This is a genomic window from Bacillus sp. V3B, assembly GCF_024494465.1.
GTDB lineage: Bacteria > Bacillota > Bacilli > Bacillales > Cytobacillaceae > Bacillus_BD.
Window position 1 is genome coordinate 65,357 of sequence record NZ_JAETXM010000008.1, and the last position, 26,241, is coordinate 91,597.

The 26,241-nt window shown below is 34.6% G+C and carries 24 protein-coding genes and 2 riboswitches; of the genes, 6 read left to right on the forward strand and 18 right to left on the reverse strand.

Annotation, left to right across the window (positions count from 1 at the left end; translation table 11 throughout):
* Positions 1-10: 10 nt before the first annotated feature.
* The 12 genes from JMM81_RS11275 to folE all read right to left on the reverse strand — a co-directional run bounded on the left by JMM81_RS11275 (position 11) and on the right by folE (position 14,362).
* Positions 11-1,582 carry a methyl-accepting chemotaxis protein gene (locus JMM81_RS11275; protein WP_375162374.1) on the reverse strand — a complete coding sequence of 524 codons (1,572 nt, stop codon included), beginning with the start codon at positions 1,580-1,582 and terminating at the stop codon, positions 11-13.
* Positions 1,583-1,792: 210 nt separating this feature from the next.
* Positions 1,793-1,878, reverse strand: a riboswitch (cyclic di-GMP riboswitch).
* A 230-nt stretch (positions 1,879-2,108) separates the two neighbouring features.
* Positions 2,109-4,973 carry an EAL domain-containing protein gene (locus JMM81_RS11280; RefSeq protein WP_256241674.1) on the reverse strand — a complete coding sequence of 955 codons (2,865 nt, stop codon included), beginning with the start codon at positions 4,971-4,973 and terminating at the stop codon, positions 2,109-2,111.
* Positions 4,966-5,277 (reverse strand): STAS domain-containing protein, encoded by a 312-nt coding sequence (locus JMM81_RS11285; RefSeq protein ID WP_256241675.1) that lies wholly within the window; start codon positions 5,275-5,277, stop codon positions 4,966-4,968. The genes JMM81_RS11280 and JMM81_RS11285 overlap by 8 nt, the downstream gene beginning before the upstream one ends.
* Positions 5,278-5,295: 18 nt before the next feature.
* Positions 5,296-7,386, reverse strand: a complete 2,091-nt coding sequence (locus tag JMM81_RS11290) for a flagellar assembly protein A (RefSeq protein ID WP_256241676.1) — start codon at positions 7,384-7,386, stop codon at positions 5,296-5,298.
* A gap of 11 nt (positions 7,387-7,397) precedes the next feature.
* Positions 7,398-8,237 carry a PP2C family protein-serine/threonine phosphatase gene (locus tag JMM81_RS11295; RefSeq protein ID WP_256241677.1) on the reverse strand — a complete coding sequence of 280 codons (840 nt, stop codon included), beginning with the start codon at positions 8,235-8,237 and terminating at the stop codon, positions 7,398-7,400.
* Positions 8,237-8,554 (reverse strand): STAS domain-containing protein, encoded by a 318-nt coding sequence (locus JMM81_RS11300; protein WP_256241678.1) that lies wholly within the window; start codon positions 8,552-8,554, stop codon positions 8,237-8,239. Before JMM81_RS11300 ends, JMM81_RS11295 begins: the two co-directional genes overlap by 1 nt.
* A gap of 14 nt (positions 8,555-8,568) precedes the next feature.
* Positions 8,569-10,134, reverse strand: a complete 1,566-nt coding sequence (locus JMM81_RS11305; RefSeq protein WP_256241679.1) for a methyl-accepting chemotaxis protein — start codon at positions 10,132-10,134, stop codon at positions 8,569-8,571.
* Positions 10,135-10,156: 22 nt separating this feature from the next.
* A complete protein-coding gene (locus JMM81_RS11310; protein WP_256241680.1) occupies positions 10,157-11,215 on the reverse strand; it encodes an alpha/beta hydrolase in 1,059 nt (352 codons plus the stop codon).
* A gap of 66 nt (positions 11,216-11,281) precedes the next feature.
* On the reverse strand, positions 11,282-12,220 hold the full coding sequence (locus tag JMM81_RS22915; protein WP_256241681.1) for an ATP-binding protein: 939 nt from the start codon (positions 12,218-12,220) through the stop codon (positions 11,282-11,284).
* 33 nt (positions 12,221-12,253) lie between these two features.
* Positions 12,254-12,955 (reverse strand): SDR family oxidoreductase, encoded by a 702-nt coding sequence (locus JMM81_RS11320; protein ID WP_256241682.1) that lies wholly within the window; start codon positions 12,953-12,955, stop codon positions 12,254-12,256.
* Between the two features lie 4 nt (positions 12,956-12,959).
* Positions 12,960-13,778 (reverse strand): 6-carboxytetrahydropterin synthase, encoded by an 819-nt coding sequence (locus JMM81_RS11325; RefSeq protein WP_256241683.1) that lies wholly within the window; start codon positions 13,776-13,778, stop codon positions 12,960-12,962.
* A 14-nt stretch (positions 13,779-13,792) separates the two neighbouring features.
* The gene (gene folE / locus JMM81_RS11330; RefSeq protein WP_256241684.1) at positions 13,793-14,362 is read right to left on the reverse strand and encodes a GTP cyclohydrolase I FolE; all 570 of its coding nucleotides are present in this window, start codon (positions 14,360-14,362) and stop codon (positions 13,793-13,795) included.
* Positions 14,363-14,474: 112 nt separating this feature from the next.
* A riboswitch (cyclic di-GMP riboswitch) is annotated at positions 14,475-14,560 on the reverse strand.
* Between the two features lie 1,236 nt (positions 14,561-15,796).
* Between folE and JMM81_RS11335 the strand changes: the two genes are divergently transcribed.
* A complete protein-coding gene (locus JMM81_RS11335; protein WP_256241685.1) occupies positions 15,797-16,819 on the forward strand; it encodes an FUSC family protein in 1,023 nt (340 codons plus the stop codon).
* A 309-nt stretch (positions 16,820-17,128) separates the two neighbouring features.
* On the opposite strand, the gene JMM81_RS11340 is transcribed toward JMM81_RS11335, so the two are convergent.
* Together JMM81_RS11340 and JMM81_RS11345 are read right to left on the reverse strand one after the other, a co-directional pair.
* Positions 17,129-17,464, reverse strand: coding sequence for a hotdog family protein (locus JMM81_RS11340; RefSeq protein ID WP_256241686.1), 336 nt, complete (start codon positions 17,462-17,464; stop codon positions 17,129-17,131).
* A 13-nt stretch (positions 17,465-17,477) separates the two neighbouring features.
* On the reverse strand, positions 17,478-18,356 hold the full coding sequence (locus tag JMM81_RS11345; protein WP_256241687.1) for an enoyl-ACP reductase FabI: 879 nt from the start codon (positions 18,354-18,356) through the stop codon (positions 17,478-17,480).
* A gap of 501 nt (positions 18,357-18,857) precedes the next feature.
* Between JMM81_RS11345 and JMM81_RS11350 the strand changes: the two genes are divergently transcribed.
* Positions 18,858-18,995 (forward strand): FbpB family small basic protein, encoded by a 138-nt coding sequence (locus JMM81_RS11350; RefSeq protein WP_256241688.1) that lies wholly within the window; start codon positions 18,858-18,860, stop codon positions 18,993-18,995.
* A gap of 118 nt (positions 18,996-19,113) precedes the next feature.
* On the opposite strand, the gene JMM81_RS11355 is transcribed toward JMM81_RS11350, so the two are convergent.
* The gene (locus tag JMM81_RS11355; RefSeq protein WP_256241759.1) at positions 19,114-21,201 is read right to left on the reverse strand and encodes a transglycosylase domain-containing protein; all 2,088 of its coding nucleotides are present in this window, start codon (positions 21,199-21,201) and stop codon (positions 19,114-19,116) included.
* Positions 21,202-21,458: 257 nt separating this feature from the next.
* Entirely contained in the window at positions 21,459-21,713 is a 255-nt protein-coding gene (locus JMM81_RS11360) for a hypothetical protein (protein WP_256241689.1), read from the reverse strand.
* Between the two features lie 227 nt (positions 21,714-21,940).
* Here JMM81_RS11360 and JMM81_RS11365 point away from each other — a divergent pair, with 227 nt between their 5' ends.
* The 4 genes from JMM81_RS11365 (at position 21,941) to cccB (ending at position 23,891) form a co-directional block, all read left to right on the forward strand.
* Positions 21,941-22,348: an Rrf2 family transcriptional regulator gene (locus tag JMM81_RS11365; RefSeq protein WP_256241690.1), complete on the forward strand. Its 408-nt coding sequence runs from the start codon at positions 21,941-21,943 to the stop codon at positions 22,346-22,348.
* Between the two features lie 66 nt (positions 22,349-22,414).
* Positions 22,415-23,053, forward strand: a complete 639-nt coding sequence (locus JMM81_RS11370; protein ID WP_256241691.1) for an NAD(P)-dependent oxidoreductase — start codon at positions 22,415-22,417, stop codon at positions 23,051-23,053.
* 165 nt (positions 23,054-23,218) lie between these two features.
* Positions 23,219-23,377, forward strand: coding sequence for a hypothetical protein (locus tag JMM81_RS11375; protein WP_256241692.1), 159 nt, complete (start codon positions 23,219-23,221; stop codon positions 23,375-23,377).
* A 151-nt stretch (positions 23,378-23,528) separates the two neighbouring features.
* Positions 23,529-23,891: a cytochrome c551 gene (gene cccB / locus JMM81_RS11380; RefSeq protein ID WP_256241693.1), complete on the forward strand. Its 363-nt coding sequence runs from the start codon at positions 23,529-23,531 to the stop codon at positions 23,889-23,891.
* A 223-nt stretch (positions 23,892-24,114) separates the two neighbouring features.
* Here the strand turns inward: cccB and JMM81_RS11385 are convergent, their stop codons facing one another.
* Together JMM81_RS11385 and JMM81_RS11390 are read right to left on the reverse strand one after the other, a co-directional pair.
* Positions 24,115-24,591 (reverse strand): PNPOx family protein, encoded by a 477-nt coding sequence (locus JMM81_RS11385; protein ID WP_256241694.1) that lies wholly within the window; start codon positions 24,589-24,591, stop codon positions 24,115-24,117.
* 184 nt (positions 24,592-24,775) lie between these two features.
* Positions 24,776-26,086, reverse strand: coding sequence for an MFS transporter (locus JMM81_RS11390; protein WP_256241695.1), 1,311 nt, complete (start codon positions 26,084-26,086; stop codon positions 24,776-24,778).
* Between the last annotated feature and the right edge of the window lie 155 nt (positions 26,087-26,241).

A 26,241-nucleotide genomic window follows, 5' to 3' on the forward strand; every position in this document is an offset into this window, starting at 1 on the left:
CTTTCTTCATTTAACTTTTAAATTCCTCTATCCCAATGACCTTTATTACATTCTCAAGTTCTTCGGAAAATTCTTTTAATCTTTTTGCTGCTTCTGTTATCTCTTCCATAGATTTTAATTGCTCTCCTGTAGCAAGTTCCACATCGTGAGTATTAGTCACAGACTCATTTGCAATCGACTCTACTTCCTCAACTGATTCTGTAACTTGTTTAAAACCAGAATGGAGTGCTTCTGTCGATGTAGAAATCCCCTGTATCTGTTCATCAGCTAATTTTGTAGATTGAAATATTTGATTAAATATCCCTCTCGTTTCCTTCACTATTTCTAATCCTGAACTAACATTTACATCTACGTCTTTCATGCTCCCAACAGAATACGAGGTATTTTTTAAGATTTCTTGTATAAGTTCTCCAATTTGTTGAGCTGATTCGGATGATTGCTCTGCCAGTTTTCGAACTTCACTCGCAACCACAGCAAACCCTTTTCCATGCTCTCCCGCCCGAGCTGCTTCAATGGCTGCATTAAGTGCTAAAAGATTTGTTTGATTGGAAATATTAGTTATCACTTCTATTATTTTAGTAATCTCTTCACTTTGCCTATTAAGCTGTATAATAGCTGAATGTGAATTCTCTACAGATGCGTTAATGGCTATCATTTGCTCCATAAGCTTTTCAACAAAGTTATTTCCTTTATCTGCTTTTTCGTATGATTCCTTAGAGACACGCGAAGCATTATTTGAAGATGACGCTATCCCTTGGATAACGATTGATATATCTTGTATAATTTTTGCGTTTTTCTCATGATCTTTTAGCTGTATTTCTGCGCCACTAGCCACTTGTTGAGTCGATTCAACAATTTTACTGTTTGCTAGTGATGTCTGCTCTACTTGTTGAGTAAGCAGATTTGCCGTATTGATGATTTGATTTGAAGCATACGCTATTCTTTGAATAATCTCATTGAGAATCGTTTTTCGTTGTTCCTTTTGTTGATCTTGCAAAGTTATCTTTATTCTTCGGCTAGAATATACTTGCCAACTTGTAGCTCCAGAAGTAAGTACTAAGAACAAAGCATGGGTAATCAACATGCTTAAATTAACACTTTTTGCCCCATATACTATTTCCGGCAGAAACCAAAATCCAATTAAGTGTTGAACCGTAAAAATTAACGTCATTATGAGTATTAGTATTAAACTCTCATAGTAAGAAAGCGCGGCTATAACCATAAAAATTGAAAAATGAAATTCGACTCTTCCAGTTGCCCCTACAATCATTGAAATACTTCCAAAAGTTAAAATCAATGTAACCAAGATGGGGATAACAGGATGATCTTCCTTCTTTCGATACCATATTGTACTAATTATCAATAATACGATAGGAATAAGAAGTAAAATATTTAATATAAATCCAAAATGCTCTTCGTTTTGAATTGATGTTACCATCCCCTCCATATGTGTATGAATATCAAATAAGGAGAAAATACGCCCTAAAACATGAAACACGATTGACAAAGCTACAACTCCCAGTGAAACAAGTAGCATTAATTTATTTTTTTCCTTTAACATCAAATCCCTCTTTTCACTCATTTACCTTTCACTAACCATATTCACAAATGAATCAGACCATTAGGAGTTTTGAATTAACATCAATATCATGAATTCTACTAAGCCTAATGATCACAGTTTCTTTTAAAAGCCCATAATTCTACTATCCATTAGCTTTTTTCCACATAAAAAGGCTAATCCTTATCAGGAATAGCCACAGATTCTCTCACCTAAAAGAAATTATTAACACTTTCCGGTAACCCAGCCGTCATAGTCATTAAGACTTTAGACCTGTGACTTTGCGTCTCCACCTTTCGATGAATTTGCCTTTATCATATGTAGATATTATCCCCTTAATGTACGATTAACAATAACACAACTATATACCTATCACTATATCAAATTGCTCAATTTTTGTAGAAAAACCACATATCAACTTTTATACCGTAGACGCCCTTCTAGGAACAGAAATTCTACTTCCATTGGATTTGAACCACAAAATCATGTGACTGCGGGACATACCCAAAAACAAATCATACGTTTGCAACCTGCTTTTTAGCTCGTATTATTATTCATAAATTGGTAATTTAACTTCTACTGTTGTACCTTGATTTTCCTTGCTTTTAAATGTAATTGTCCCATTATGTTGCCTTAAAATACGAAAACATGCCGTTAATCCTAAACCAATTCCTTTTTCTTTATTGCTAAAGAATGGTTCCCCTAATATTTGAATACGCTCTTCGCTTATCCCTATTCCGTTGTCAATAATTTTTACTAATAAATGCTTTGCTTCTGTGCAAACTTTTATAGTGATTTTTCCACCTTTAAGCATTGCTTCGATACTATTTTTAAGTAGGTTAATAAACACTAGTTTTATTTGGTTTGGATCACATAGAATTTTGGAGGTATTATGATCAAACTCCTGAAAAATCTGTACATTATTTAAATTTGCTTTTGATTCAAGTAATATTTTAACTTCTTTTAGCAAAGTTTTAACTTCTACATTTTTTAGTTCCATAGCTTGCGGCTTTGCAAAAGTTAGAAAATCGTTAATAATATCTTCAATACGATTAAATTCAGCATTAACGACATCAAAGTATTCTTGCTTTGAAACACCTTGAGAAAGCAATTGAAAAAAACCTTTAATTGAAGTCACAGGGTTCCTTATTTCGTGGGCAACGCCAGCTGCTAATTCTCCGACAACGGATAACTTTTCAGATTGCCATAATAGTTCTTCGGCTTTTCTCTTTTCAGTAATCTCTCTTGAAACCTGGACAACATATTGAACAACTCCTTTTTCATCAAATAAAGGTGTTAACACTGCTTCAAATATCTTCCCATTATTATCACCTGTAGAGGTTCGAAATTCGAACTGACAAGGTTGCTTATTTTTAACGGTTTCCTCAAAAAGTACTGAATGTATCACTTGATCATCTGAAGGAATTTCGTTTAATGAATGCTTACCTTCAAGATAGATTGGAGGATATCCCATTACACATTCATGAGAAGGTGAAGCATACAACATTGTCCTATTCAAATCAAAAACTGCGATAAGATCAGTCATATTTTCTGCGATTAGTCGGTACATTTCCCGACTTTCCCGTAATGCTTTTTCAGTTTCTTTAAGTTTTGTAATATCTATACAAGAACCAATAACCTCAACAACTTCTCCCCCTCTTATTATTGGGCTTAACGCAACAAGATAATTGATACCATTAAATTCTGCTTCATAGGTTACATTTTTTTCGCCATCCCAAGCTCGTTGATAATACTTTGTTTTTTCTATAGCCACTTCTTTTGGGAGAAAATCAATTAACTTTTTCCCTATTACTTGCTCAGGAACAAATCCTAATCGATAGACTAGTTCCCCCTCACATAGAGTATGAATAAAGTGTCCATTAATTCTTTTAAATTTTTTCGTCATACCTTGCTGAAGACGAACTGTTTCATGTATTTCTTTTTTAGCATGACTAATTAATTCTTCTGCCCACACTTGTTCATTTAGATCTTGGGAGATACCAAATGTACCCACTATTTGTTCAATTTTTATACTATTCTTTTCAAACTCAGTTGCAGAAAGTGGCTTACTGAAGAAATAGCCTTGGCCTTCCTCACAAAGATGTTGCTGAAGAAAGACAAACTGCTCATTCGTTTCGATTCCCTCTGCCACTACATGTAATTTCAAGTTATGAGCCATAGAAATAATGGTTTTAACAATCGTTTCGTCATTAGGGTTATTATGAAGTTCACGAATAAATGATTGATCAATCTTTAATGTATCAACAGGGAACCTTTTTAAATAATTCAAGGAGCTAAACCCTGTGCCAAAATCATCTATACTAATTCCTACTCCTATACGTTTTAAATCTTGTAAAGTATTGATCGTACGTTCAATATCAATTGTCATACTTTCTGTAATCTCAAGTTCTAAATAATGTGCCTCTAACCCTGTTTCTTTTATAACTTTTGCTATTATATCAACTAGATTTGCTTGTGAAAATTGCCGTGCAGATAAATTAACGGATATAACCATGTTTAAAAAACCATTATCATGCCATTTTTTATTTTGAGCACATGCAGTATACAAGGCCCACTCACCGATCGAATTTATGAGTCCAGTTTCCTCTGCTATTGGTATAAAATTTGCAGGTGAAATCATTCCCAATTCCGGATGGTTCCAACGGATTAAAGCCTCTGCCCCCACAATTCTTCCGGTTTTAAGATTCACTTTTGGTTGATAATGTAAAATTAATTCTTCTCGTTGTATCGCTTTATGCAAATCCATCTCCATCATTAATGGATTAATACTTTTGTTATCATCTTTAGACGAATAAAACTTATACATATTCTTTCCTGCAGACTTTGCTTGGTACATAGCAAACTCTGCATATTTAATTAGCGTCTCTACCGTCTCCCCATCATTTGGAAACAAACTGATACCAATACTTGGAGAAGTAAAGATGTCATTTTGATTGATCTCAATAGAAGAAGTTAGAATATTAAGAACTCGTCTAGCGACTGTTGTGGCTATATCTCCATTTGCATCATTTAAAACAACAATAAATTCGTCTCCACCTTGTCGGTAAACAACACCTTTATCATAAACAGATGATTTCAATCGTTTTGATACTTCTTGTAATAGTAAATCTCCTATAGAATAACCTAATCTATCGTTAATGACCTTAAAACGATCAAGATCAATAAATAAGATGGCCATTTTTTGATTTTTACTTTTAGATAAATTTAAATGATTGGAAAGATGATTCTCAAGCATATTTCGGTTTGGTAAGCCCGTTAAATAGTCATGGTAAGCCATATATTTGATCACTTCTTGTATTTTCTTTTGATCAGTAATATCTTTAGTAATCCCATCAATACCTACCATTTGTTCATTTAGCATTTTCATTTCGTTAAGACTAGTTGGATTACACAAAAACATCATCCCCTAGAATATCTGGTAATTGTAAAAGCTCGAACACTTCCATTACTTCTTCTCTGACATTTGAAACGGTAACTTTTGTTCCTGCCTCATTTAAGGTTTGCACCAAGTTCAATAGCAGTCCCATACCTGAAGAATCTACAAATGGAACATTTTCAAATTTTATATTTATTGCTTTTTCACTCACTAATTTTGGGATAAGTTCCTCTTCAACAACTTCTGTACTATCAATATCTAAGTCTCCCTCCAATATTACGTCTAAATGTTCTTCTCCTGGATTTAGTAAAAATCTGATCATCCTATTCTCTCCAATTCTCTAGTATTCAAATACAATTTTTTCATTCTCATCAAGACGAGCATTAAATCGATATCTAGTATCTTTTAAGGTATGTTTTACATTCCCAATTTTTATAATAGTACCTTCCATCGCTTTGTTAATGATGATTTTTTGATCACTTGGTACTGTGATGACTGTTGGTGTTCCACTTTCTGAGCCCACCTCATTGATTTCTACTCCTAATCTACCGTACACTTCACCACCACGAAGAATACCATTGATTTTTAATGTTCCCCCAGCATGTATCTTCGTGTTTATACATCCTTGCCCTAATATCAAAATATTTCCTCTGCAATATAGACTGCTATTTTGTGCATTAGGTATAGTAATATAGGAATTCGATTCAATAGGAATCTTACTAAACTCATGGAGTTCCTTTATTTTTTGAGACAATTGTTCAATCCGTTCAAGAGAGGTTATTTCATTTGTTAAACTTAGAAATAATTGAGTTAATAAAACTGAGACTTCTCTCCAATCATCATCATCTAAAAAATTTTCTCCTCTTCGAACAGCGGTAACGTATTTTTTTACTAAAGGAGGGAAATTTTTAAATTTCTTTTCTAGTATTATTCGAATCAAAGGTTGTAAACCACCGCGAGAAAAATCACTTGATTTAAAAGCTGCAGATAAAGTTAGCTGTTTTATTAGGGAAATGATTTTTTCTACTTGTTGATGAATATTGCCAAGTAAATGACCTAATTCCTCAACAAGTAGATTATTTTTTCCAGCTGATAATTCAGATCCTATGATATTGCCGAAAGTAGTAATCGCCCCTGATGCAGTAAGAAAAGCAAAATTGACTGATTTATCAACACAAATATCACCTGCTGCTTCAACTACCATTCTTTCCTCTACTTCTCCAAATATCTCGACATCGCCCACAAAGTGGATATTACCTGTGGATAGATCAACATTTCCTAAATATGTAAGCTTAGGCATATTGGAAATTTTCACTAGTTTCCCTCTTTGTTCGATTAAAGGTCGCCCAGATTCCGTTGAGACGATTTTATCCTCTACTACAGCAATTCCATTTCCTGTTTCAAGAACAATTGGGAACGTCTGCTTTGGGGGGATCGGATCATTTGTTACCGTATAACCTAACTGTCCTGGAATAGGTAGGTGAACCACTGCAATAATGGTTCCTCTTTCAACTGTTGGAATCCTTTTAATTTCACGGAAGTCAATGCGGCCATCCTCTTTTTCCTTCAGACCGGCTTGTGTATTCATGTCAACGATTACTTCAATCCATCCATCTTTTCCAGGGAGCGAATTTTGTCCATATGCAATTTCAAATGTACTAGGCTCATTGACTTCTAAGGCTTTAACTATTTCATCTTGGTTAAATCCATGTGTCACTCTCAGCAATTCTAATTTTCGCATTACATCTGTGTAATTCAACGAATTATGAATCTCTTTCGTTTCTTCAACTACTAGTTCAATATGGTGATCTGCTGCAATGTTCGGCACATTTCGAATGATTTTATAACCCGGCTCTACATGCAAATGTACTTTTAATTTATCTTTATCGATTGAGACCGTCCATTTTGTCTCTTTTTCCTCGCTTTCCACCTTAATTTGATATAAATCTTTTTCTGATATAATCGTCGTTTTTTCTTTTACAAGTTGATTATTTTTGTACAGTCTAATGCCGTTGTTTATAGTAACCATTGGGAAATGCGTTGGTGAAGATTTACAAAATAACTGTCCATTCTTTACCCAGACCTTTCCTTCAAGTAAATCTGTTTCAATCTCTTCATTCATCGTTTTATCTCGTATATAATTTTTTGTTGACGTAGTGGTAATTTGCTCAATGTTTTCATCTGGAATTCCAGTGATAAGTTGCTCTAAATCAATATGATCAATTATTTGTTTATTATTTATAAGAAGAGATGAATTAGATTCAAGCTTTGTCAGTTTTACGACAGCTGGCTTTGAACCAATCCCCATAAAACCTTTCGTTTCAGACTGAATGATTTCGATATTTACTTCTATTTTTGTTAAATCTAATATTTCAAGTCCTAATTCAATAGCATTCGTTATATCTTTTCCTTTTGAAATAATACTTTGCATATTTACCCCACCTATATAGTTAATACTGGTGAATTTAAGCTGGTGATATCTGATTTTTCTTTATCTACTTTTAATAAAACCATGGTAATATCATCTTTTTGTGGAACTCCATCTGTAAAGGCTTGAATGGAGTCCATGACACAATTTTCAATTTCTCCAACTGCTTTATCTTGATGTTCTGATAATGTAGACATTAAGCGATGTAACTGATACTGTTCTCCTTCTTTATTTGTAGCCTCAATAATTCCATCTGTATAAAAGAAAACAAGATCAGAGTTTCCTAGAATAATAGATTCCTCACTATACTTTTGATTTGGAAGTCCCCCAACCATAACACCTTGTACTTTAGGAAGCGGCTTTACCTCTCTGTTTTCCCCTTTTATTAACAGTGGGAGATTGTGTCCAGCATTTGCAAAGGTGAAAATTCCTGTTGCAGGGTCCCAATCGGCGCAAAATAACGTTACAAATGACTTTAAAGTCCGTAAATCTTGATAGATCGCTTGATTCATTGCCGTCAATGTTTCGCCAGGGCTTTGTGTACTTTCTGCAGCACTGCGAAAGGCACCTCTCGTTAGGATCATAAGCATTGCAGCTGGTATTCCTTTTCCCATTACATCACCAATTACAATCCGTATTTTCCCATTTAATAATGGATAGAAGTCGTAATAATCTCCGCCAATCAATCGAGCAGGAAGAGAGGTACCGGACACTTCTCCACCTTCAAGTTCAGGAGTATGACCATTTAATAATTTCGATTGGATGTTTTTTGCTAGATTGATTTCTCGTTGCAGCGTTTTATTCATTTCCTGATTGCTATAATCATGGGAAAAAGAGCGTCCATCATAAAACATCAAACAACCTCCCCTTGAAATGCCTCAAGAATTTGATACAAACCAACCATTTCGAAAACAGTATGAGTTAGCTCATCAACCCCTTTGAGCTGTAATTTAAAGCTTTTTTCTTGTGATAAATAGATGGCATTCATAATTGAACCAATGCCTGTTGAATCAATAAATTCTAAGCCAGAAAAATCGATGATTAAAGTTTCCATGTTATCAATTTCGTCTAAATATGGATCGATAATACTAGTAGTTGATATATCTAAAACCCCTTGAAGTTTCAGAATTATGATTAACTCTTGCACCTCTTTTTCTACTATTAACGACATCGTATTCCTCCTTTTTAAAGTTTAAATTTACTTACATATTCAAGTAATGTGTTTGAAATATCGGATAGCTCACTAGATTGTCCATGTAAAGATTTAAGTAAATCTGAGAGCGTGATTGTAATATCTGTTGTTGCCGAAGTACGTTCGTTTGCAACCTCTCTCATAAGTTCAATTTTCTCAATAATTGAAAGTACCTTTTCATTTTCTTTATATTGCTCAAATACAACTGAAACCTCATCTAAAAATGAAGTTATATCATACAATTGATCCCTTGCCTTAATGGTTGACTCGGTTGATAACTCGTACATTTTTTCAACTGATTGGGAAGCTTCAGCTTCTAACAAGATAGATAGATTTTGAGTTTTAATTGCTTGTTCCTGTGTGTCCTTTACTAGGTTATTCAATGTATCTACCATTCGGTTGACACTTTTAGATAAATCACCTAATTCGCTATCGTCTTTAACTGTATTTTTGGCTGTTAAATCCCCTTCTTCTAATTGTTTAATTTGAGATTTAATCCGTGAAATTTTTCCGTAAATTTGGTTAAAGAATTTAGCAGTTAACAAAAATAGGCCTACTAGAGAAACAAGACTTGAAACGATTAGAATAATTGAATGGCGATAAAGAGGGTCACTCATTTCTCCATAATCTAGTGCTAAATAAATTACACGGTTTTCATCTAATGGAATAAATACTTTGTATAATTTCTTTCCATCTACACGCTCTATATAGTTTTCTTTAGTAACACTTGACTTTGTTAGCAATTTACTATCTTGACTAGTTTGATAGTTAAAACTACCAGATTCAACTTTCTTTAATGGTGGATATAACTGGTTTTCGAGTGAAGGGTCAGCAAAAACCTTAGGATTTAACACGGCAATTTCTTTTACTATTTTACTTTCTTTTATTAACTGATTTATTGTGGTGTTTGTCCCAACTTTCTCTATATAGTTATAAACTTCATTCGCCTCAATATAAGGATTTATAATATATTTTGTATTGGGAACATGATAATAAGCATACTTAAAAAATGTTGGTTTTTCTTTATGAGATGCTGATTGTGCTATTGGTAAAACAGCAATATTTTCATCAGTAAACGTTGCACCTGGGAGAGTAGGTTCTCCTTTTTCAAGTAAAATTTTTCCAATTTCAAAAAAACCTGCCTCTTTCAAACTAAAACCAACTTCTTCCTGTTCAGTTGCTGCAAACCCTACAATATCATCTTTGGATTCTGTTTCAGAAAAAATGGTTATTCCCGCCAAGCCTAAATTATCTCTAATTTTTAAAAGATCCTCATTTGTAATTTCACTTTTTTCTTTGTGCTTAATTAAGTCGGCTATGTGTTTAGAATAAGCAACTAATTTTAAATCAATTTGATGTTCAATTGTTTGCGTTGCCAAATCTGTTTCCTGTATTCCTCTTAAAACATTATTTGCTACCGCCTCTGCTTGATAATTAGTTTGCTTAACAATCTGATCATTCATTAAATAAAGTTGAACTGTTCCCGAGAAAACAGCTATGACTAGTAAAATGGAAAAGATTCGTATTAGGAATTGCCCACGTAGTGTCTTACCTCTCATTTCAATTAACCTCTCTTATCTTTTAGTTGCCAGAAAACCAATTTAATGATAATTGACGAATTTCGTCTAACCTGTTATTGCAACAATGACCTTCTTCTTCAAATTCTATTAACCTTTTTCCGGCTGGAAGTTGTTGATATAGATCATAGATTTCTTCAGTTGGTACCATCATATCTTTCTTACCATGAAAAACTAAAATTGGACATTGATAATTGATATTGTTAAAGTTCGGCATTGTCTTTTCATTTGGTCCTAAATTACAGGCAATGTTAATTCTTTCTTCAAAATAATTGGGGAAATTCATTTTGTTAAGATCAACCGCAGGGCTAACTGCTACAGATTTCTTAACAGCTGGATGGCCACTTCCAAGAAGTACCCAACTTGCTCCTAAGCTAGTTCCAAATAAATAAAGAGGCAAAGTAGGAAAACTTTCTTTTGTGTAATTTATTAAATCCATCGTAAATATTTCCCAATTAGTTCCTGAACCAATTAAGCCGTTTAATGTATATGTTTCTCCTTGTCCAGGTCCATCAAAACTTACAGTAACATATCCATCTTCTACAAAGTCCTTCTCGTATTTAAATAACTCTTCCTTAGATGAGTCAATCGGATTGATGATCAAGATACATCCTTTTGGGTTAGAGGGAATCCTGATTCTTCCTGGACATTTAATACCATCAAAGTATAGTGAGACATATTTTGTTTCAATATCTGATAGAGAATCGCCTGTATACATATACTCCAAACATTTGTAATACCAATTCTGCTTTTCATGTGATCGTTCTGGATAAATCCAATAACTCAGGTTATAACAAAGAGAAGCTTGGCGATAGAAATATTCAGACTCTTTTAAAAAACCATTTCCCTCCATGATTAAAGCTTTATTTATCTTTTCTTTGGCTAAAGTATCCCAAGAATTAAGCCAACCCTCTAGAGTTTTTAATTGTGGCTTAAAACGATTTAGATCATCAGATTCTATACCATGGACGATCCACCTTTCCCAAAATCCATCAATTAGTTGAGCAGTTCGCAATGTTCTACTGATCGTTTTTGAGATTGGCTGTTGATTTTGTACTAGCAATATAGTCATCTCTTTTCTTGTTAGATTTAAGATGTTTTATTTTTAAATGTTAATGTGGAAAAATTATTAACCGGTAAGATTAAATTTATCTTTATTTCCTTTACTACTATCAAAAATCAATATGATAATCGACCCTTTTGGTGAAGTAAACAATAAAACACGTTTAGCCAGTTTCATCATAAGCGTAAACCCTTGTCCCATTGATTTTTTAGTTGAGTATCCTGCTAAAAGAGTTGTTTTTGGTAAATCTTTTAGAGGAAAACCAGGCCCCTTATCCTCAATGACAAAACGAATTTCATTATTTTCTACATCTTCAATGAGTGCCATTTTTCCTTCTTCTGCATGTTTAATCGTATTTGTAATTGCTTCAGACAAAACTAATAGCCAACTCATTATTTTAGCTCGATCAAATCCCTTTTGTTCAAGACTCTCTTTAGCATGATTGCGACATAATGGTATATCCGAACGTTCCTTAATCGTTCCCTCACAAAACAATTGGCCCATTTTATACTTACTAAGTTCTACTTCAGATATAAGCAAAAATTGTCCTTGAGTTGCAGCAAACATGATGTCTCGATATATTTCCCATTCATTATTTTCTTTCTTTGTATTCAATTGTTCCTTTTCTAAATATTTCGAATACGGAGTAAATAAGTCTTGTTTATAAACGTCATAAGCCTTTAACATAGCATTTTGAATATCATTTCTAATTTCCAAATTTTTAATTTTTTGTGGAATATCTTGTTTTAACTCCCACCAATTTAACATTTGTTCACTTAACTGAATTAAATATTCTTCCTCCGCTGTTGAATTTGAAAAAGAAGATTTGGATAATGAAAGATAAAACAGAGTATCCCCTTCATTTATTTCTAAACCAAGATAGTTACCTAATTTTCTCGCTAGAAACCCTCTTTTTGTCCTAAAGCTAACATCTGTATATGATAAATTTTGGGGAAAAGACGTACCAATAGGTTGATTTTTTTCTATTGAAGAATCTTTAAACACGTTATTAAAAAACCGTCTCAATTGAATCTCCCCCTATAAGATCCCTAAAGGCGGCATAATTGTAATTTCATCAACAAACGCACCCGACGGCTGGTTAATTAAGTATAATAAGTGCTGCGCAACAGTTTTTGTCGGAATCATATTTGACAGATCTGGCTTTGGATCTATTTGGTCCCAGAAGCTACTGCTTATTGATCCTGGTATGACAGATGTAACTTGAACACCTGTTTGTCGAAGCTCGGCTTGCAAAACTTTAGTTAATCCCATCACCCCAAACTTTGAAGCAGAATAACCCCCACATCCAGGTAATGCTGTTGTTCCCGCAATCGAGACTAGATTTAAAATATGTCCCTTACCTTGCTTAGCCATATGTTGACCAAAATATTTACAAGTAAGATAAGTGCCGCGTAAATTGACGTTAATCATTTGATCAAAGTCTTCCGTCGCAGAATCTAATAAACTAGCAAACATTCCAACACCAGCGCTATTTATTAATACATCGACAGTTCCAAAATGATGAATAGCTCCTTCATAAAAGGCCTTTACTGATTTTTCATCCGTTACATCTAATGGCAAATTCAAAACATTACTATTCACTCTTTGTTTACTACTGCGACTTCCTAATACAAGATTTGCTCCTAGGTTCTCTAGTAAAGTAGCAGTTTCTTTCCCAATCCCTTTACTTGAACCTGTGATGGCAATTGTTTTTCCAGATAGTTGCATGTTTTTCGCCATTTTCCTACTCCTTTTCCGGTCCGCAATATTCAAAGTAATTCTTTTCAGTTTCATATAAACCGATTTTAAATAGATTCGTAAGTTTCGGGGAGAGTAACTCCCAAATAACAACAGAAACATTTTCTGAAGTAGGGTTTAAATGTTTGAATTCTTCCGTATCAAGATTTAAATGTTTATGATCAAACCTCTTCATAATTTCTTGTTCTACAATTTGGTCTATAACACCTATATCTGCAATCATTCCAGTAACAGGATTAGGCTTACCACTAACTGTTACTTCCAAATAGTAGTTATGACCATGACCATAAGGATTATTGCATTTTCCAAATATTTCAATATTTTCCTCATTGCTTAGTTGTTCACTGTGTAAACGATGCGCCGTACAAAAATGATACTTTCTCGTTAATCGAACCATGGAATCCTTCTCCTTCTCTGAATATAAGAAATCATTTTCACGTAGTCTTATTTTATGAAGCTCACAGTTATCTATTTTTCCATATAAAGAATTCCATAAATAAGTGACAATGTTTTCTGTTGTTGGTATCTCTTTTTGAAAATAGGCAACTTCTTTGTTTAAAAACTTTCCATCTAACTCTGTTTGAACAAATGATTTAACAACCTTATCGATATCCGTTATATTCACAACAATACCTGAATGACGATCAAGTTTTCCTTTCACCGTAACTTCTAACGTATAATTGTGACCATGTCCGTGTTGATTACTGCACAGGCCAAATACTTTGTTATTCTTTTCATCGCTCCACTCATCAATACGGTAAGAATGTGCTGCTGAAAAATACATTTTCCTTGAAAGGTAAAGCATGCGAAGTCCTCCTATTAGTCTCTTAAAAGAGATCTCTCAAATTCTTCTGCTAGTGAAACATTCTCTTTAAATACACCTTTTTTTATCGTTGTTACTGTCGAACTACCAGGCTTTTTTACACCTCTTGCACACATACAAAGATGTTGACCTTCTATACTTACGATTACACCTTCTGGTTGAAGCACATTCATTACAGTATCAGCAATTTGCTGAGTCATACGTTCTTGCACTTGGGGTCTTTTTGATACAAGTTCTACTAGACGAGCAAATTTACTTAATCCTACTACCCTACCATTTGGAATATAGCCAATATGTGCTTTCCCAAAGAATGGAATAAGATGATGCTCACAAAATGTGTAGTAACTAATCTCCTTAACAACAACGATTCCATCATAATTTTCTTCAAAAGTGGTTGTAAGTGCTGTTTCGGGATTCACACCTACTCCTGAAAAAACTTCTCCATACATTTTTGCAACACGTTTTGGTGTATCCAATAATCCTTCTCTCTTAGTATCTTCACCTATTAAATCTAAGATAGCTCGGATATGTTCTTCTAATAATGCTTTTTTTAGCTCAATAGCCATGACAAGTCCTCCAAAGTGTTTAATGTATTAAAAAATGCCCACCGAAAAGATCGGTGGACACTAGTATAATTCTTACACAACGTGTAAAAATACTTACTCTGTTCCAATCCTTTTCGGTAACCCGGCGACCGTAGAGAACTTTTCCTTAGGCCCGTAGCTTTGCGTCCCCAACTTTCGATGGGTTTGCCTTTATCGAAGCATTTATTCTTTTATCGTCAAAAACCACTGTAATTTATAATGGTAAATTATCCCTAAACTATTAAAACTATATTTTCGGTAAATGCTGTAAATAAAATTAGGAATAAAAAACTATTTTAGTATGAGTATGTTATTATCAGAATTTTATTCTACCTATGTTCCTAGATATAAGATATCACCAACGATTCCTATCTTATATCTTGTTTGTCCGTAGTATTTTACCAAATATATAGGAATCTACTCCTATTGTTATTTTATAAAAACATTATGTGGTCGCTATTGGTATTGTGTTGAAAATGGGGATTTTGCTTAGATAATTTGAGTCACTCTTATAAATACTTCATCATCTCAACAATAAACATTTTTGAGATGAAATTCGTCCTCTTCTTTTTATTAACTGTAACTTTCTTTTTTATTTGACTTAAGTTTTCATATTTAAATGATAGAAAGAACTTAGGTGCTTCCTATAAGCTTGTTAGCCGTTCAAATTAATTAGCTGTTTTACATTTAGAACAAGTAATAGCATTTACTGGTTTAAACTTAATCTTCTTAAAATCACTTTGAATAAAAGTTGGAAAAACATTATAGGCAAAACCACATTCACAAGTACCCCGATCCTTTACCATGTGTATTAAATTAGACCTCTTATCATAAACTGTTGGATAAAACATACCTTTTCCCTTCCCTTCTCTATTTTCAAAATAAAATTAAAATCTTGATCGATTATGGTTTCTATTATGCTTTAAGTAAACTACTTAAAACTTGTCATTCTTTAATATTTCCATTATCTTTCCTTATCCCTATTATTCTGGAATATAAATGGTAATGGTATCACCTAGTATTCTCAAACTTAAAAGAAACACAGATTAGGAATACAGTCCTATTACACTTCCCAAATAAGTCTTGATAATCTTACTTAATGTTTTACATATACATACAAAACACCTAAACCTAAAATCTTATATTTTGGTTAGATAAGATAAATTCTCTTCTGTAAATCAATATTAATTGCCACTTTGGAACTGTTGAAATAGCTAAAATATTACCGTTACCTAAAAATAATAAAATGAAAGCAACTCCACTTAATTGCCATTGATTGAATCTCGTCAAAAAATAATTGAAAAAACCGAGGTTACAAAGTATATTTGAAAGTGTTATTCATGAAACAACATCATCATGGAAATCACAAAAGATTTAATTTAAAAAGTTAGCTTAAAAAAGGTGGATTTGAGGATTGTGAAGGTAGGCCCGCGCGTTATTAAAACAGGAATTGCTGTAACCTTAGCTTTATATATTTGTTCTTTACTCAATCTAGAATCAGCCGTCTTTGCTGGAATGGCTGCCATATTTACCCTCCAACCATCCATTTACCGAACATGGAAACAGGTTTGGGACCAAGTACAAACGAATACGTTAGGCGCTATTATTGCTCTAATTGGTCTATATTTCCTTGGCAATGATCCGTTCTCTATCGGGCTTGTTATGATCATCGTTATTGCACTCAGTTTAAAAGTAAAGATGGCTGATACCCTTTCTCTTACATTAGTGACCGTCCTCGCCATCATGAGTGCGCCTGGAGATGAAGATTTCCTCTATGCGTTACATCGGTTTGGAGTTACTTTTATCGGAATGACATCAGCCTTGCTCGTGAATATTTTCATTGCTCCACCCAACTATAAGAAAATGTATCTAGACAAAGTACATACCGTTTTTCAAAATATGTCCATCCTTATGCGGACCGCTGTCTCTAATGAAATGACCGAAAAATCATTTCAGGATCAAATGAAACAATTAGAGAAAGATATTCTAAAACTAGAAGAACAATTTAGGCTATTTGATGAAGAACGTGAAAAAATGGCAAAAATAAATAACATGGATTTACGCGAGATCGTCGTGTTTAAGCAAATGTTTAAATCTCTTCAGCAAGGATTTATTGTACTAGAAGACATCAACGCCTTTTATTTTCAAAGTAAACCAACCATGGAAGAAAATCAGTTATTTGATCAACATTTAGAACTTTTAATTAAGTATCACGAGCTTTTTCTATTAAAGTATGATAGAAAAATTAAAATGGATGAATCCCAACTTGAAGAGGATCGAATGCAGCAAACAAGCGCCTTTTTAGAAAAAGTGATTCAGTCTTATCAACAAGATCATAAAATCCAACTTACGATCATTGGTTCATCGATTTACAATTATGCCTACCAAATTGATCGTTTAGATCGACTCGTCGAACAATATATCAAGAAATCACAATAGTAAACACAAAGGATCGGCTCGAGCCACTGAAAAAATCGATTTTTTAGCGGTATCACGTATTTTAATTGTCTTGAACTGTCTCTTTGTTCTTTTCCAATAAGAAATGAAGCAAGAGCCCCATCCCCTGCTTCATTTCTTAATTCTGTACTTTCACGAAAAAAATAGCGAACAGTCTGTCACTGTTCGCTATTGAAACGTTTTCTTCATCCTAATTCCCCTTTGTATCCTTTAAATATTTCTTCATGACCAATGCTTCCCCATCTACAACCATTTCTTTCCGTTGATTCCATACCTGTGTTTTTAATTTGGCTATGTTAAATAACTGTGTTGATGCTCCAATGGCTTTTGGTATACGTGTCTATTAAATGATTCATGCTGAATCAAACACATGGCCGCATACACCAAAGGCCATTTATCAACAATCATCCTTAACACAGCCTTTAATTTAATAAATTTCTTTTCATCCTGTTTTTCGATCACTTCTACAACTACTTTCACCGTATCTGCAAACTCTTCATTAATATACATCGGGTTAAAATCATCTGTAATTCCTGCAAATTGATAAATATCAAATTCAGAAACCGTTTTAGAAAAAACTTCCATATCCCCATTTTTAATCTCTTCATATGTCAACTCATTTTGCATACACACATCCTCCTTACCCGTTATTAAGCGTATCCCCTTTCACACTATAGCCGGAATCCACATAAATAGTTTGACCTGTGATCCCTGTACTCAAGTCACTTAATAGAAAAAGAGATGAGTTAGCGATTTCTTCTAGCGTTGCGTTCCGCTTTAACGGAGAATGTTGACTCGTATACTCAAGTAACTGATCAAAATCATCGATTCCGCTCGCTGCTCGTGTTTTCACCGTTCCTGGTGATAATGCATTCACTCGAATGCCGTATTCCCCTAAATCCGCCGCTAAATAACGTACACTGCTTTCAAGCGCCGCTTTTGCCACTCCCATGACATTGTAGTTTTTGACGACTTTTTCCGAACCATAATACGATAACGTAATAATAGATGCATTACGCCCTTCCATCATATTCGAGGTTCTTTTCACAATATCGGTAAGCGAATAGACACTAATCACCATCGAGTTGACAAAACCTTCTAAAGAAACATCCATATACCTTCCTGACAGTTCCCCTTTTTTGGGACCTCCTGCAACAGCATGTACTATAAAATCAAGCTCGCCATTGTAATGTTTATCGAGCTTATCAATCAGGGTTGATACATCTTCTGGATTCGTTAAATCGACCCTTTCATAAAATAGACTATTGATCGATTGAAACAATGGAATGACATATGTACCTGTCTTTTCAGTATGATACGTAAAAGCAAGCTCAGCCCCCTGATCGGCTAAGCGCTTTGCAATCGCCCAAGCTATACTATGCTCATTTGCTATCCCAAGAACTAACCCTTTTTTTCCCTTCATTAACTTCTCCATCGTATCCCCCTTTTCTTCATTAAGAATGGCTATTTTCGCATAGATTGTTGTTTCCGAGTGAATGTCTAAACCCGTATGAATCAAGATGTCGGGACATCTTTTCGTAATAATTCTTATGTGTTCAATAGCAAAATGAGTATGTAGTTTCTATTTATAGTATAAGAAGCAACAAAGTTTACGAAAAGAGCCTTAAGAATATATTTATTTATAATAATCTCATAAGTACAAAAACTCAAAAAGCCAATTATGTACCTAGATGATCATTCACGCTCATCAAATATTACCAATAAGAAACCGTATCAGAATAGTATGCCCAAAAGACAATACATTTGTTTCCTAAATACTCTCTTACGTCTTAACCATTTCTATTTTACAAGAAAACATCCCTTTTAGTACTTCTTTCTATCTTTTAATGGAAAATTTAATAAAATTTTCCAAAGATTCAGACCATCTATATAAATAATATTTTGTGAATAGTCTAAAAATCAATTTAAATTTCTATTGGAACATTTCTGAAAATTTAGATACAATGTACTTATAGACAATGTTCGACAAAATTCATTAATAAGAGAGGATGTAAGAGATATGAGAAAACAAAAGTTAAATATGCAAACTTTAATTAATGCGAATCGAAAGGAAATCCTTTCAAGTAAAGCAGAAATGGAGCGTATTGAAAAACAACTTGACGAGAAATTTAATAAACAACTACAAAAAAGTAGTTAAAAAGAGAAAAATGATACAAAAAAAAACGGCAACTGAATATATAACTTTCAGTTGCTGTTTAACTAACTATCGCTTAGTGGCCCAGTGTTTCCTCGATTTTAAGAACTATCCTCATCTTTTAATCTTTCTCTTCTTTTTTCCTTTCTTTCTGCTTTTTCTTTTCTTCTTTTTCTTCCTTCTTCTTTGCCTGTTCTGCTTGTTTCCTAGCTTTTTCTTCCGCTTTCTTCTTTTCTTCTTTTTTCTTGGCTTCTTCTTTTCTTATCTTTTCCTCTTCCTCTTTTCTCTTCTGCATCCCTTGTTTGTATTTCTTTTCAATCGGAGCGATGTTAAAGGATTGGTTCGAAAGCTCTGATGCAGACTTTAATAGGACTTCTTTAAAAATAACGGGTACTGTTCCACTGCTAGAGGATGGAAGATAGTGATCTTGGTCGGTTTGATCATACCCTAACCATACCGCTCCAACTAATTCGGGGGTATATCCGACAAACCAATGATCCTTTGCGCCTCCTCCGTTTTCAAACGGAAGCTGTGTTGTACCGGTTTTACCTGCAACCTCTAACCCATTTACTCTAGCGTTTTTTCCCGTTCCTTCTTCGACAACCCCTTTAAGCATATAGGTGATTTTCTGAGCGACTTCTCGTTCTGTCACTTTTGTACTTTTATTCTGCCATCCTCCAAGTAGTTCTCCATTAGCATCCTCGATTCTTTGAATCGCATGTGCTTCGACCATGACTCCATGATTGGCGAAGGTTGAATAGGCTTGTGCCATTTTTAATGGAGAAGTTCCTTTTGACATGCCCCCAAGAGCTACACCAAGTGTATGATCTTCTTCTTCTAACGGGATACCAAAACGCTCTACTGCCTTTATACCACCTTGAAGTCCTATTTTATTCAGTAGCCATACGGCTGGTACATTATAAGAATGTATCAAGGCCTCATACATCGTCACTTTTCCGTGGAATTGCTTATCATAGTTATTAGGCTGGTATCCATCTAGATTAAGTGGTTGATCCTCTAATAGGTCAAATGGATCATACCCCTTTTCCAAAGCTGGCGTGTACACGGCTAATGGTTTCATGGTCGATCCAGGCTGACGGACTAATTGCGTGGCATGATTGAAACCACGAAACGTATGGTTCCCTCTTCCACCAACAAGCGCATTAATACCGCCACTTTCAGGATTAATAAAAATACCTCCGCTTTGAATCAACTGACTCCCTTGACTTTGAGGAAATAGATCGTCATTCTTATATACTTCTTCCACACCATTCTGAATGGTGGGATTTAATTCCGTATAAATATGAAGTCCACCAGATAGTACTTCATTTTCTGTCAAACCATATTTTTGAATCGCCTCATCCATAATATGATCAACATAATAAGGATATTTCCCTTTATACTCGTCCTCTTTCTTCTTACCTCCTAGTACAATACGCTCATTCTTAGCCTTTTCGATATCACTTTCATTAATGTATCCTTCATTCTTCATTAAAGTTAATACAAGGTTTCTTCTCTCCGTTGCCTTGTCTATATTCTTTATGGGTGAAAAAGCAGAAGGTGCTTTAATGATCCCAGCTAACATAGCAGACTCGCCTAAAGTTAACTCGCTCACGTCTTTTCCAAAATACGTCTGAGCCGCATTTTGAATCCCCCATGCTCCTTCACCAAAGTAAATCTGATTTAAATATCGTTCGAGAATATCATCTTTTGAGTAAGTTCGTTCAATTTTTTTCGTGAGAATCCATTCTTTTAACTTTCGTGTATACGTACGTTCATGTGTCAGAAAAACATTTTTAGCTAACTGCTGTGTAATGGTACTTCCACCTGCCACAACTTCTCCGCTCATTGTGTTTTGGATCAGTGCCCGTAAGATTCCTATATAATTGATTCCATTGTGTTTATAAAAGCGTTGATCCTCTGTTGAAATAACAGCATAAATGACCTCTTTTGGAATTTGATTAAAACGAACTCCTTCGATCTTGGAATTGGAAATCTTACTAGCAATCTCACCGTTTTGATCATAGATGATTGTTGGCTGTGGAACTGGTTTTTCTAATAGACTCACATCACTCTTCCAGATAAAGATATTCACAATAAGAAAACTAATGAGGAATAATAGAGTCCCTCCTCCTACTAGTTTAACGCCCAAACGATTGGATCGTAACCTATTCCATAACCCCTTCTTACGTTGCTGCCTTCTTTCCATTCTTCCCACGTAATCCCAACCTTCATGCCTTTTATGTCATAACATCCTGTTGCGCAAAAAACGAATATTCATTATTTGATTTAAGAGATTCAATATTCTAGTTCTAGTAAGGTAATAAGAGTTTTCAAATCGTAATACTTCACGTAAAAAAGAATGACTCTAATACAACGAATCTTTCATAACGCTTAAGAGGGTATTTGTCTGAGCCATCCGTTTAAGAAGTCTTGACTCACTTACTCGAATCATTAAAGAACCTTTTACGGTATTTGTAACATTTTATTTTCTATCACATAGGGTTTCTGATGTTCATCCAAAATGCGAATATAACGTATTTTGGATGTGCTAATGATATGATGGTGATTTTCATTTTTTATCATAAAATACCTACAGCGATCCACTTTTTTTAATACTTCTTCTAAAATATCTTCTTTGTTCATACTAGACTTTTTTCTAATTTTCCCCCACTTAACATCCGATTCGAGAGTATAGCATACACTGAATTCTTTCAACAAATCCATCTTCTCCTTACCATTAATTCCAAACAAAAATACTTATTTCTTACTTACCTACTCTAATAATATTCGCAAGGACCACCGGGTTTAAGAGGGTAGAAGCATAAAAATGGTCAGGTTCCTGGCACCTGACCATGAATCACTGGCTGAACGATCTTTTTAATATAATAATATTATTTGACATACAATATTAATTGTAACTATAATAGTTACATGGTGGTGATCTTATGAAAAATAATCGTTTTGCAGTTGCCATTCATATATTGGCTTTAGCCTCCATACAACCTGGAGCAACGTCTGAATTTATCGCTTCTAGTGTTAATACGAATCCAGTGGTCATACGCCGCATAAGCAGTATGCTAAAAAAAGCAGGACTGTTAACTTCACAAGCAGGAATTCCGGGTGTTACGATAACAAAGGAGCCTTCCGCTATTTCTTTATTGGATATTTATAAAGCGGTCCAAAGAAAAGAAGAGATAACCTTTGCCATGCACGAAAACCCTAACCCTAAATGTGTAGTTGGTCGTAGTATACAGACCGCACTTGAGAAAAAATTTAATGCTGCACAGAAGGCAATGGAAAATGAATTGGCTAACCAAACACTTGACGATATATTACATGATCTCTTTGATTAAAGAGATTTTTTCGCCACCTAAATGTAACTATAATTGTTACAAATAAACAATTGGAGGATACTAATCATGAACATTGCCATAATTGGAGCAAGCGGAAAAGCAGGTAGTCTTATTTTGAAAGAAGCTGTTGAACGAGGACATCAAATAACAGCTATTATAAGAGATGCAGCAAAACTTACAGATAAAAACGTAGCCGTTATTGAAAAAAATATATTGGATCTAAATTCAGATGATCTAAAACCGTTTGACGTAGTCGTCAATGCTTTTGGTGCTCCTCTTGGCGAAGAGCAAGCTCATGTTGACGCTGGTCATGCTCTAATCGAAGCATTAAAAGGTACCGATACCAAAGCTGTTATTGTTGGTGGAGCTGGAAGTCTTTATGTGGACGAACATAAAACAGTGAAGGTAATCGACACACCTGATTTTCCGGATTTTGTGAAACCAACAGCAAAAGGCCAAGGACGAAACTTGCAAGAATTACAGGAAACAACTGATATCACATGGACATTCATCAGTCCTTCTGCCGTATTTGACTCTGAGGGAAAAAGAACGGGGTCTTATCAGGTGGGAAAAGATCACTTACTGATTAATTCAAAAGGCGAAAGCTATATCAGCTATGCAGATTACGCAATCGCTGTACTCGATGAAATTGAAAACCCTCAACATATTAATGAACGATTCACTGTCGTAGGTGAAGCCGAATAAAAAGTACTGTCATCTAATAAAAAGTACTTTATAGAGTAGACAAAAAAAGTCTACCTATAGAGTACTTTTTTGTATAATTAAGCACAATTCAAATGGTCCTTAATTTTTGGGGTTATCTTACTCTTTATAGGCGGGTTAGTATTTGGCACAAGTAAGTGGAAATTCATGAATAACCTGTTTAAAGTATTACTCGTTTCATTGGTATCCGTCGTCTTTTTTGGAAGCAGCTATATTGCTGAAAAGTACTTAAACATCAAAAAAACAGCCTTTGCTTTTATGACATTGGGTAGTTTATTCCTTCCAATCTCGATTATTTCCATTTGATCAAATATTTTTGAAAGTGAAAATTCTTTTACAAGGGAGATAGGGTTCTTTTTTAACTAAAACCTGCACTTTGATTGATTCCAGAAAGGGATTGAGTATGAATATTAAAGGGCAATAAAGAAAAATCTATAATCAAATGGAGGTGAATAGGATGAAAAAACTGCTTTATAGTGTGGTTTATGTTGCTCTTCTTGGCTTTTTTCTATCGGCTTGTGGAGGCGGTGCTGAAGAAGCAGAACCAGAAAATGCAGCTACTGAGGAACAGGCTACTGACGAGCAAGCCCCAACAGCAGATGCAGGTGAAGTAGATGCTAAATATCAGCAAAGCTGTTCAAAATGTCATGGAGGAGATTTAGTTAGTGGAGGAGCTCCTGACCTAAACGCAATCGGATCTAAATACTCACAAGATGAAATTTTAGGAATCATTGAAAATGGAAAAGGCAATATGCCTGGAGGACTTCTTACAGGAGAAGACGCAGAAGCTGTTGCTTCCTGGCTTGCAGAGAAAAAATAATAATTTGAAAAACCAGAATGGAAATCCACTCTGGTTTTTTGTATGTTGATTACATTCAAAACTGATTTCTTAGAGACTATTACGAACCACAAGGTTGATAAGGAGGGGAGTATTCATAAACGTGTTACTCCGTGACCAACTGTGTCTTCGTTCGCTGTTTTTTCTCGCTTCTAATCGTCACGACAATTTTGAGGTGCCAGGCACCATCCATTAATAACCATTTTTATTTTGAAACGATATCAGATGTCTGTCCCAAAGTTTCTCTTAATACACCATAAACTTCATTATCTAGTTTTTCAGCCAGTTCTTTATTATATGTTTTTTCATACGCTGGTTCCGTTGTTACTTTACCGCCATAGAACATCACATCTTCAACGGATTCAATTTCTACACTAACAACGCGCAGCTTAATTGTTTTTTCAATAATATCAGAAACTTCACCTTTCCCTTTAATAGAAAAGCAACTTCCTGCTCCAATAACCCCTAAAATAACGCTAGGATCATTTTGAATATTACTTGCACTTGAAGCATTATGTCCAATGGCGAAGTTAATACGATCTCCTTCGGAATTAGCCACTACCCATGAAATCATAGCTAGGTCAGGTTGGCCTGTTTTTACATCGTTGGTTATTAAAGAAACCACTTTTTCCCCTTGTAATAAATCGATTAGTTCACTATTCAGTCTCTTTTGTTCTTTCATTTATCTCACTCCTAATAAAAAATAGACGATCTTAAAAACTTTCTATTATTTTCTAGTTAGAATCACATTTCAAAATATTAACTATAGAAATGTATCTACCTTATTTATAAACTCTATACTAATTTACCTGTTTTTTCAAACATTCTGAAATCAATATTTTCATCCCATCATTAGAATTTCCCTATTATATGTTCTGTGCTGTATCCGTGTCAATCATAACTGTATTTTCCACTTTCTTTGGACGAACAGCAGCCCATACGAGTCCTCCACAAACGAGAAGAATAAGTGCACAAGTCTGAAAAGCGTAATGAAACCCTGACATTGGGCTTGAAGAATTTTGAATAAGAAGACCTGTCACATAGGGTCCAGCAATACCACCTAATGATGTAAACGCCATAAACCAGCCTTGAATTTTCCCTTGATGTTTCTTGGAAACAAGTTCCATTAATATCGCCGGCCCAAGAACTAGTGTAATACAACCAAAGGTTAAGCCGAGAGACAGTAAAGCAATTGCCATTAAGTTAGAGCTAACCATCGTTCCTAAAAAGTAGCAAGCAGCTCCCGCCAACATAACAGGCCCTAGAACAAACACCCGTGCCTTAACAACATCTTGCGTTTTACGATACATCCGATCAGAAATCGTTGAAAATGTGATCTGTGATAATGTGATAAGAATCCATGGTAAGGCAACAACCATTTGTAATTGTCCTGCACTTAATTGACGAACATTCTCCAGATAGTTCGGTAACCAATTTAGACCAATCGTAAATGACCAGTATGTAGCAAAACCACATAAAGCAATAAAGATGAAGTTTTTCGAAAGCAAGACAGATGAGAATTTTGATTCTGATAGGTTCGTCGATAGGTCAGAACTGTCTTTGATCATTGAAGATTCTTTTTTTGAATCCCCTTTCTCTTTTACGATCCATAACCATACTGCAATCCAGATAACCCCAACAACTCCAGTAATGATAAAAGCCGAACGCCATCCGTAATTGATGATAAGATTCATTAAAATGGGAGCTGATATTGCGACTCCAAGAGGTCCACCAACGGATATAATTGATATCCCTATTCCACGTTTTTCCTTAGGAAGCCATTTGGACGCTGCCGTCATGGCTAAAGAATAAGAAGGACCTTCCCCGGCTCCTAAAATGATTCTCGTAATCAATAAAAAAGTAAAGCTTGATACAAATATAGTTGAAAACTGAACAAGAGACCAAACAACTACCATACCAGCTATAACGACTCTCGTTCCAACTCGGTCAGCGAGTGCTCCACCTAATACAGCTGAAAGCGAATACAATAAAAAGAATACACTACCGACAATTCCCCATTGCTCCGAAGTCAACCCTAACTCCTCTATTATGGGAACAGATGCAAATCCGATAATGGCCTTATCTGCATTACTGATAACGGTTAATAAGAATAATAACGCAATCACAATCCACGCTCTTTTTGTGATCTTCGTCTCTTTAGCTTTCTTTTGAACCATAACGCACCTCCATGCCTAAATAATAAATAAAATTATAAATATTTAGAATATTAGTTACAAAAAATATTCTAATAGTACATGTACAACCCCATCCCTATGTTGCCAATCTTTAAAGACAAAACACTTGCCACTCCCTAACTAAAATCGCTTATATA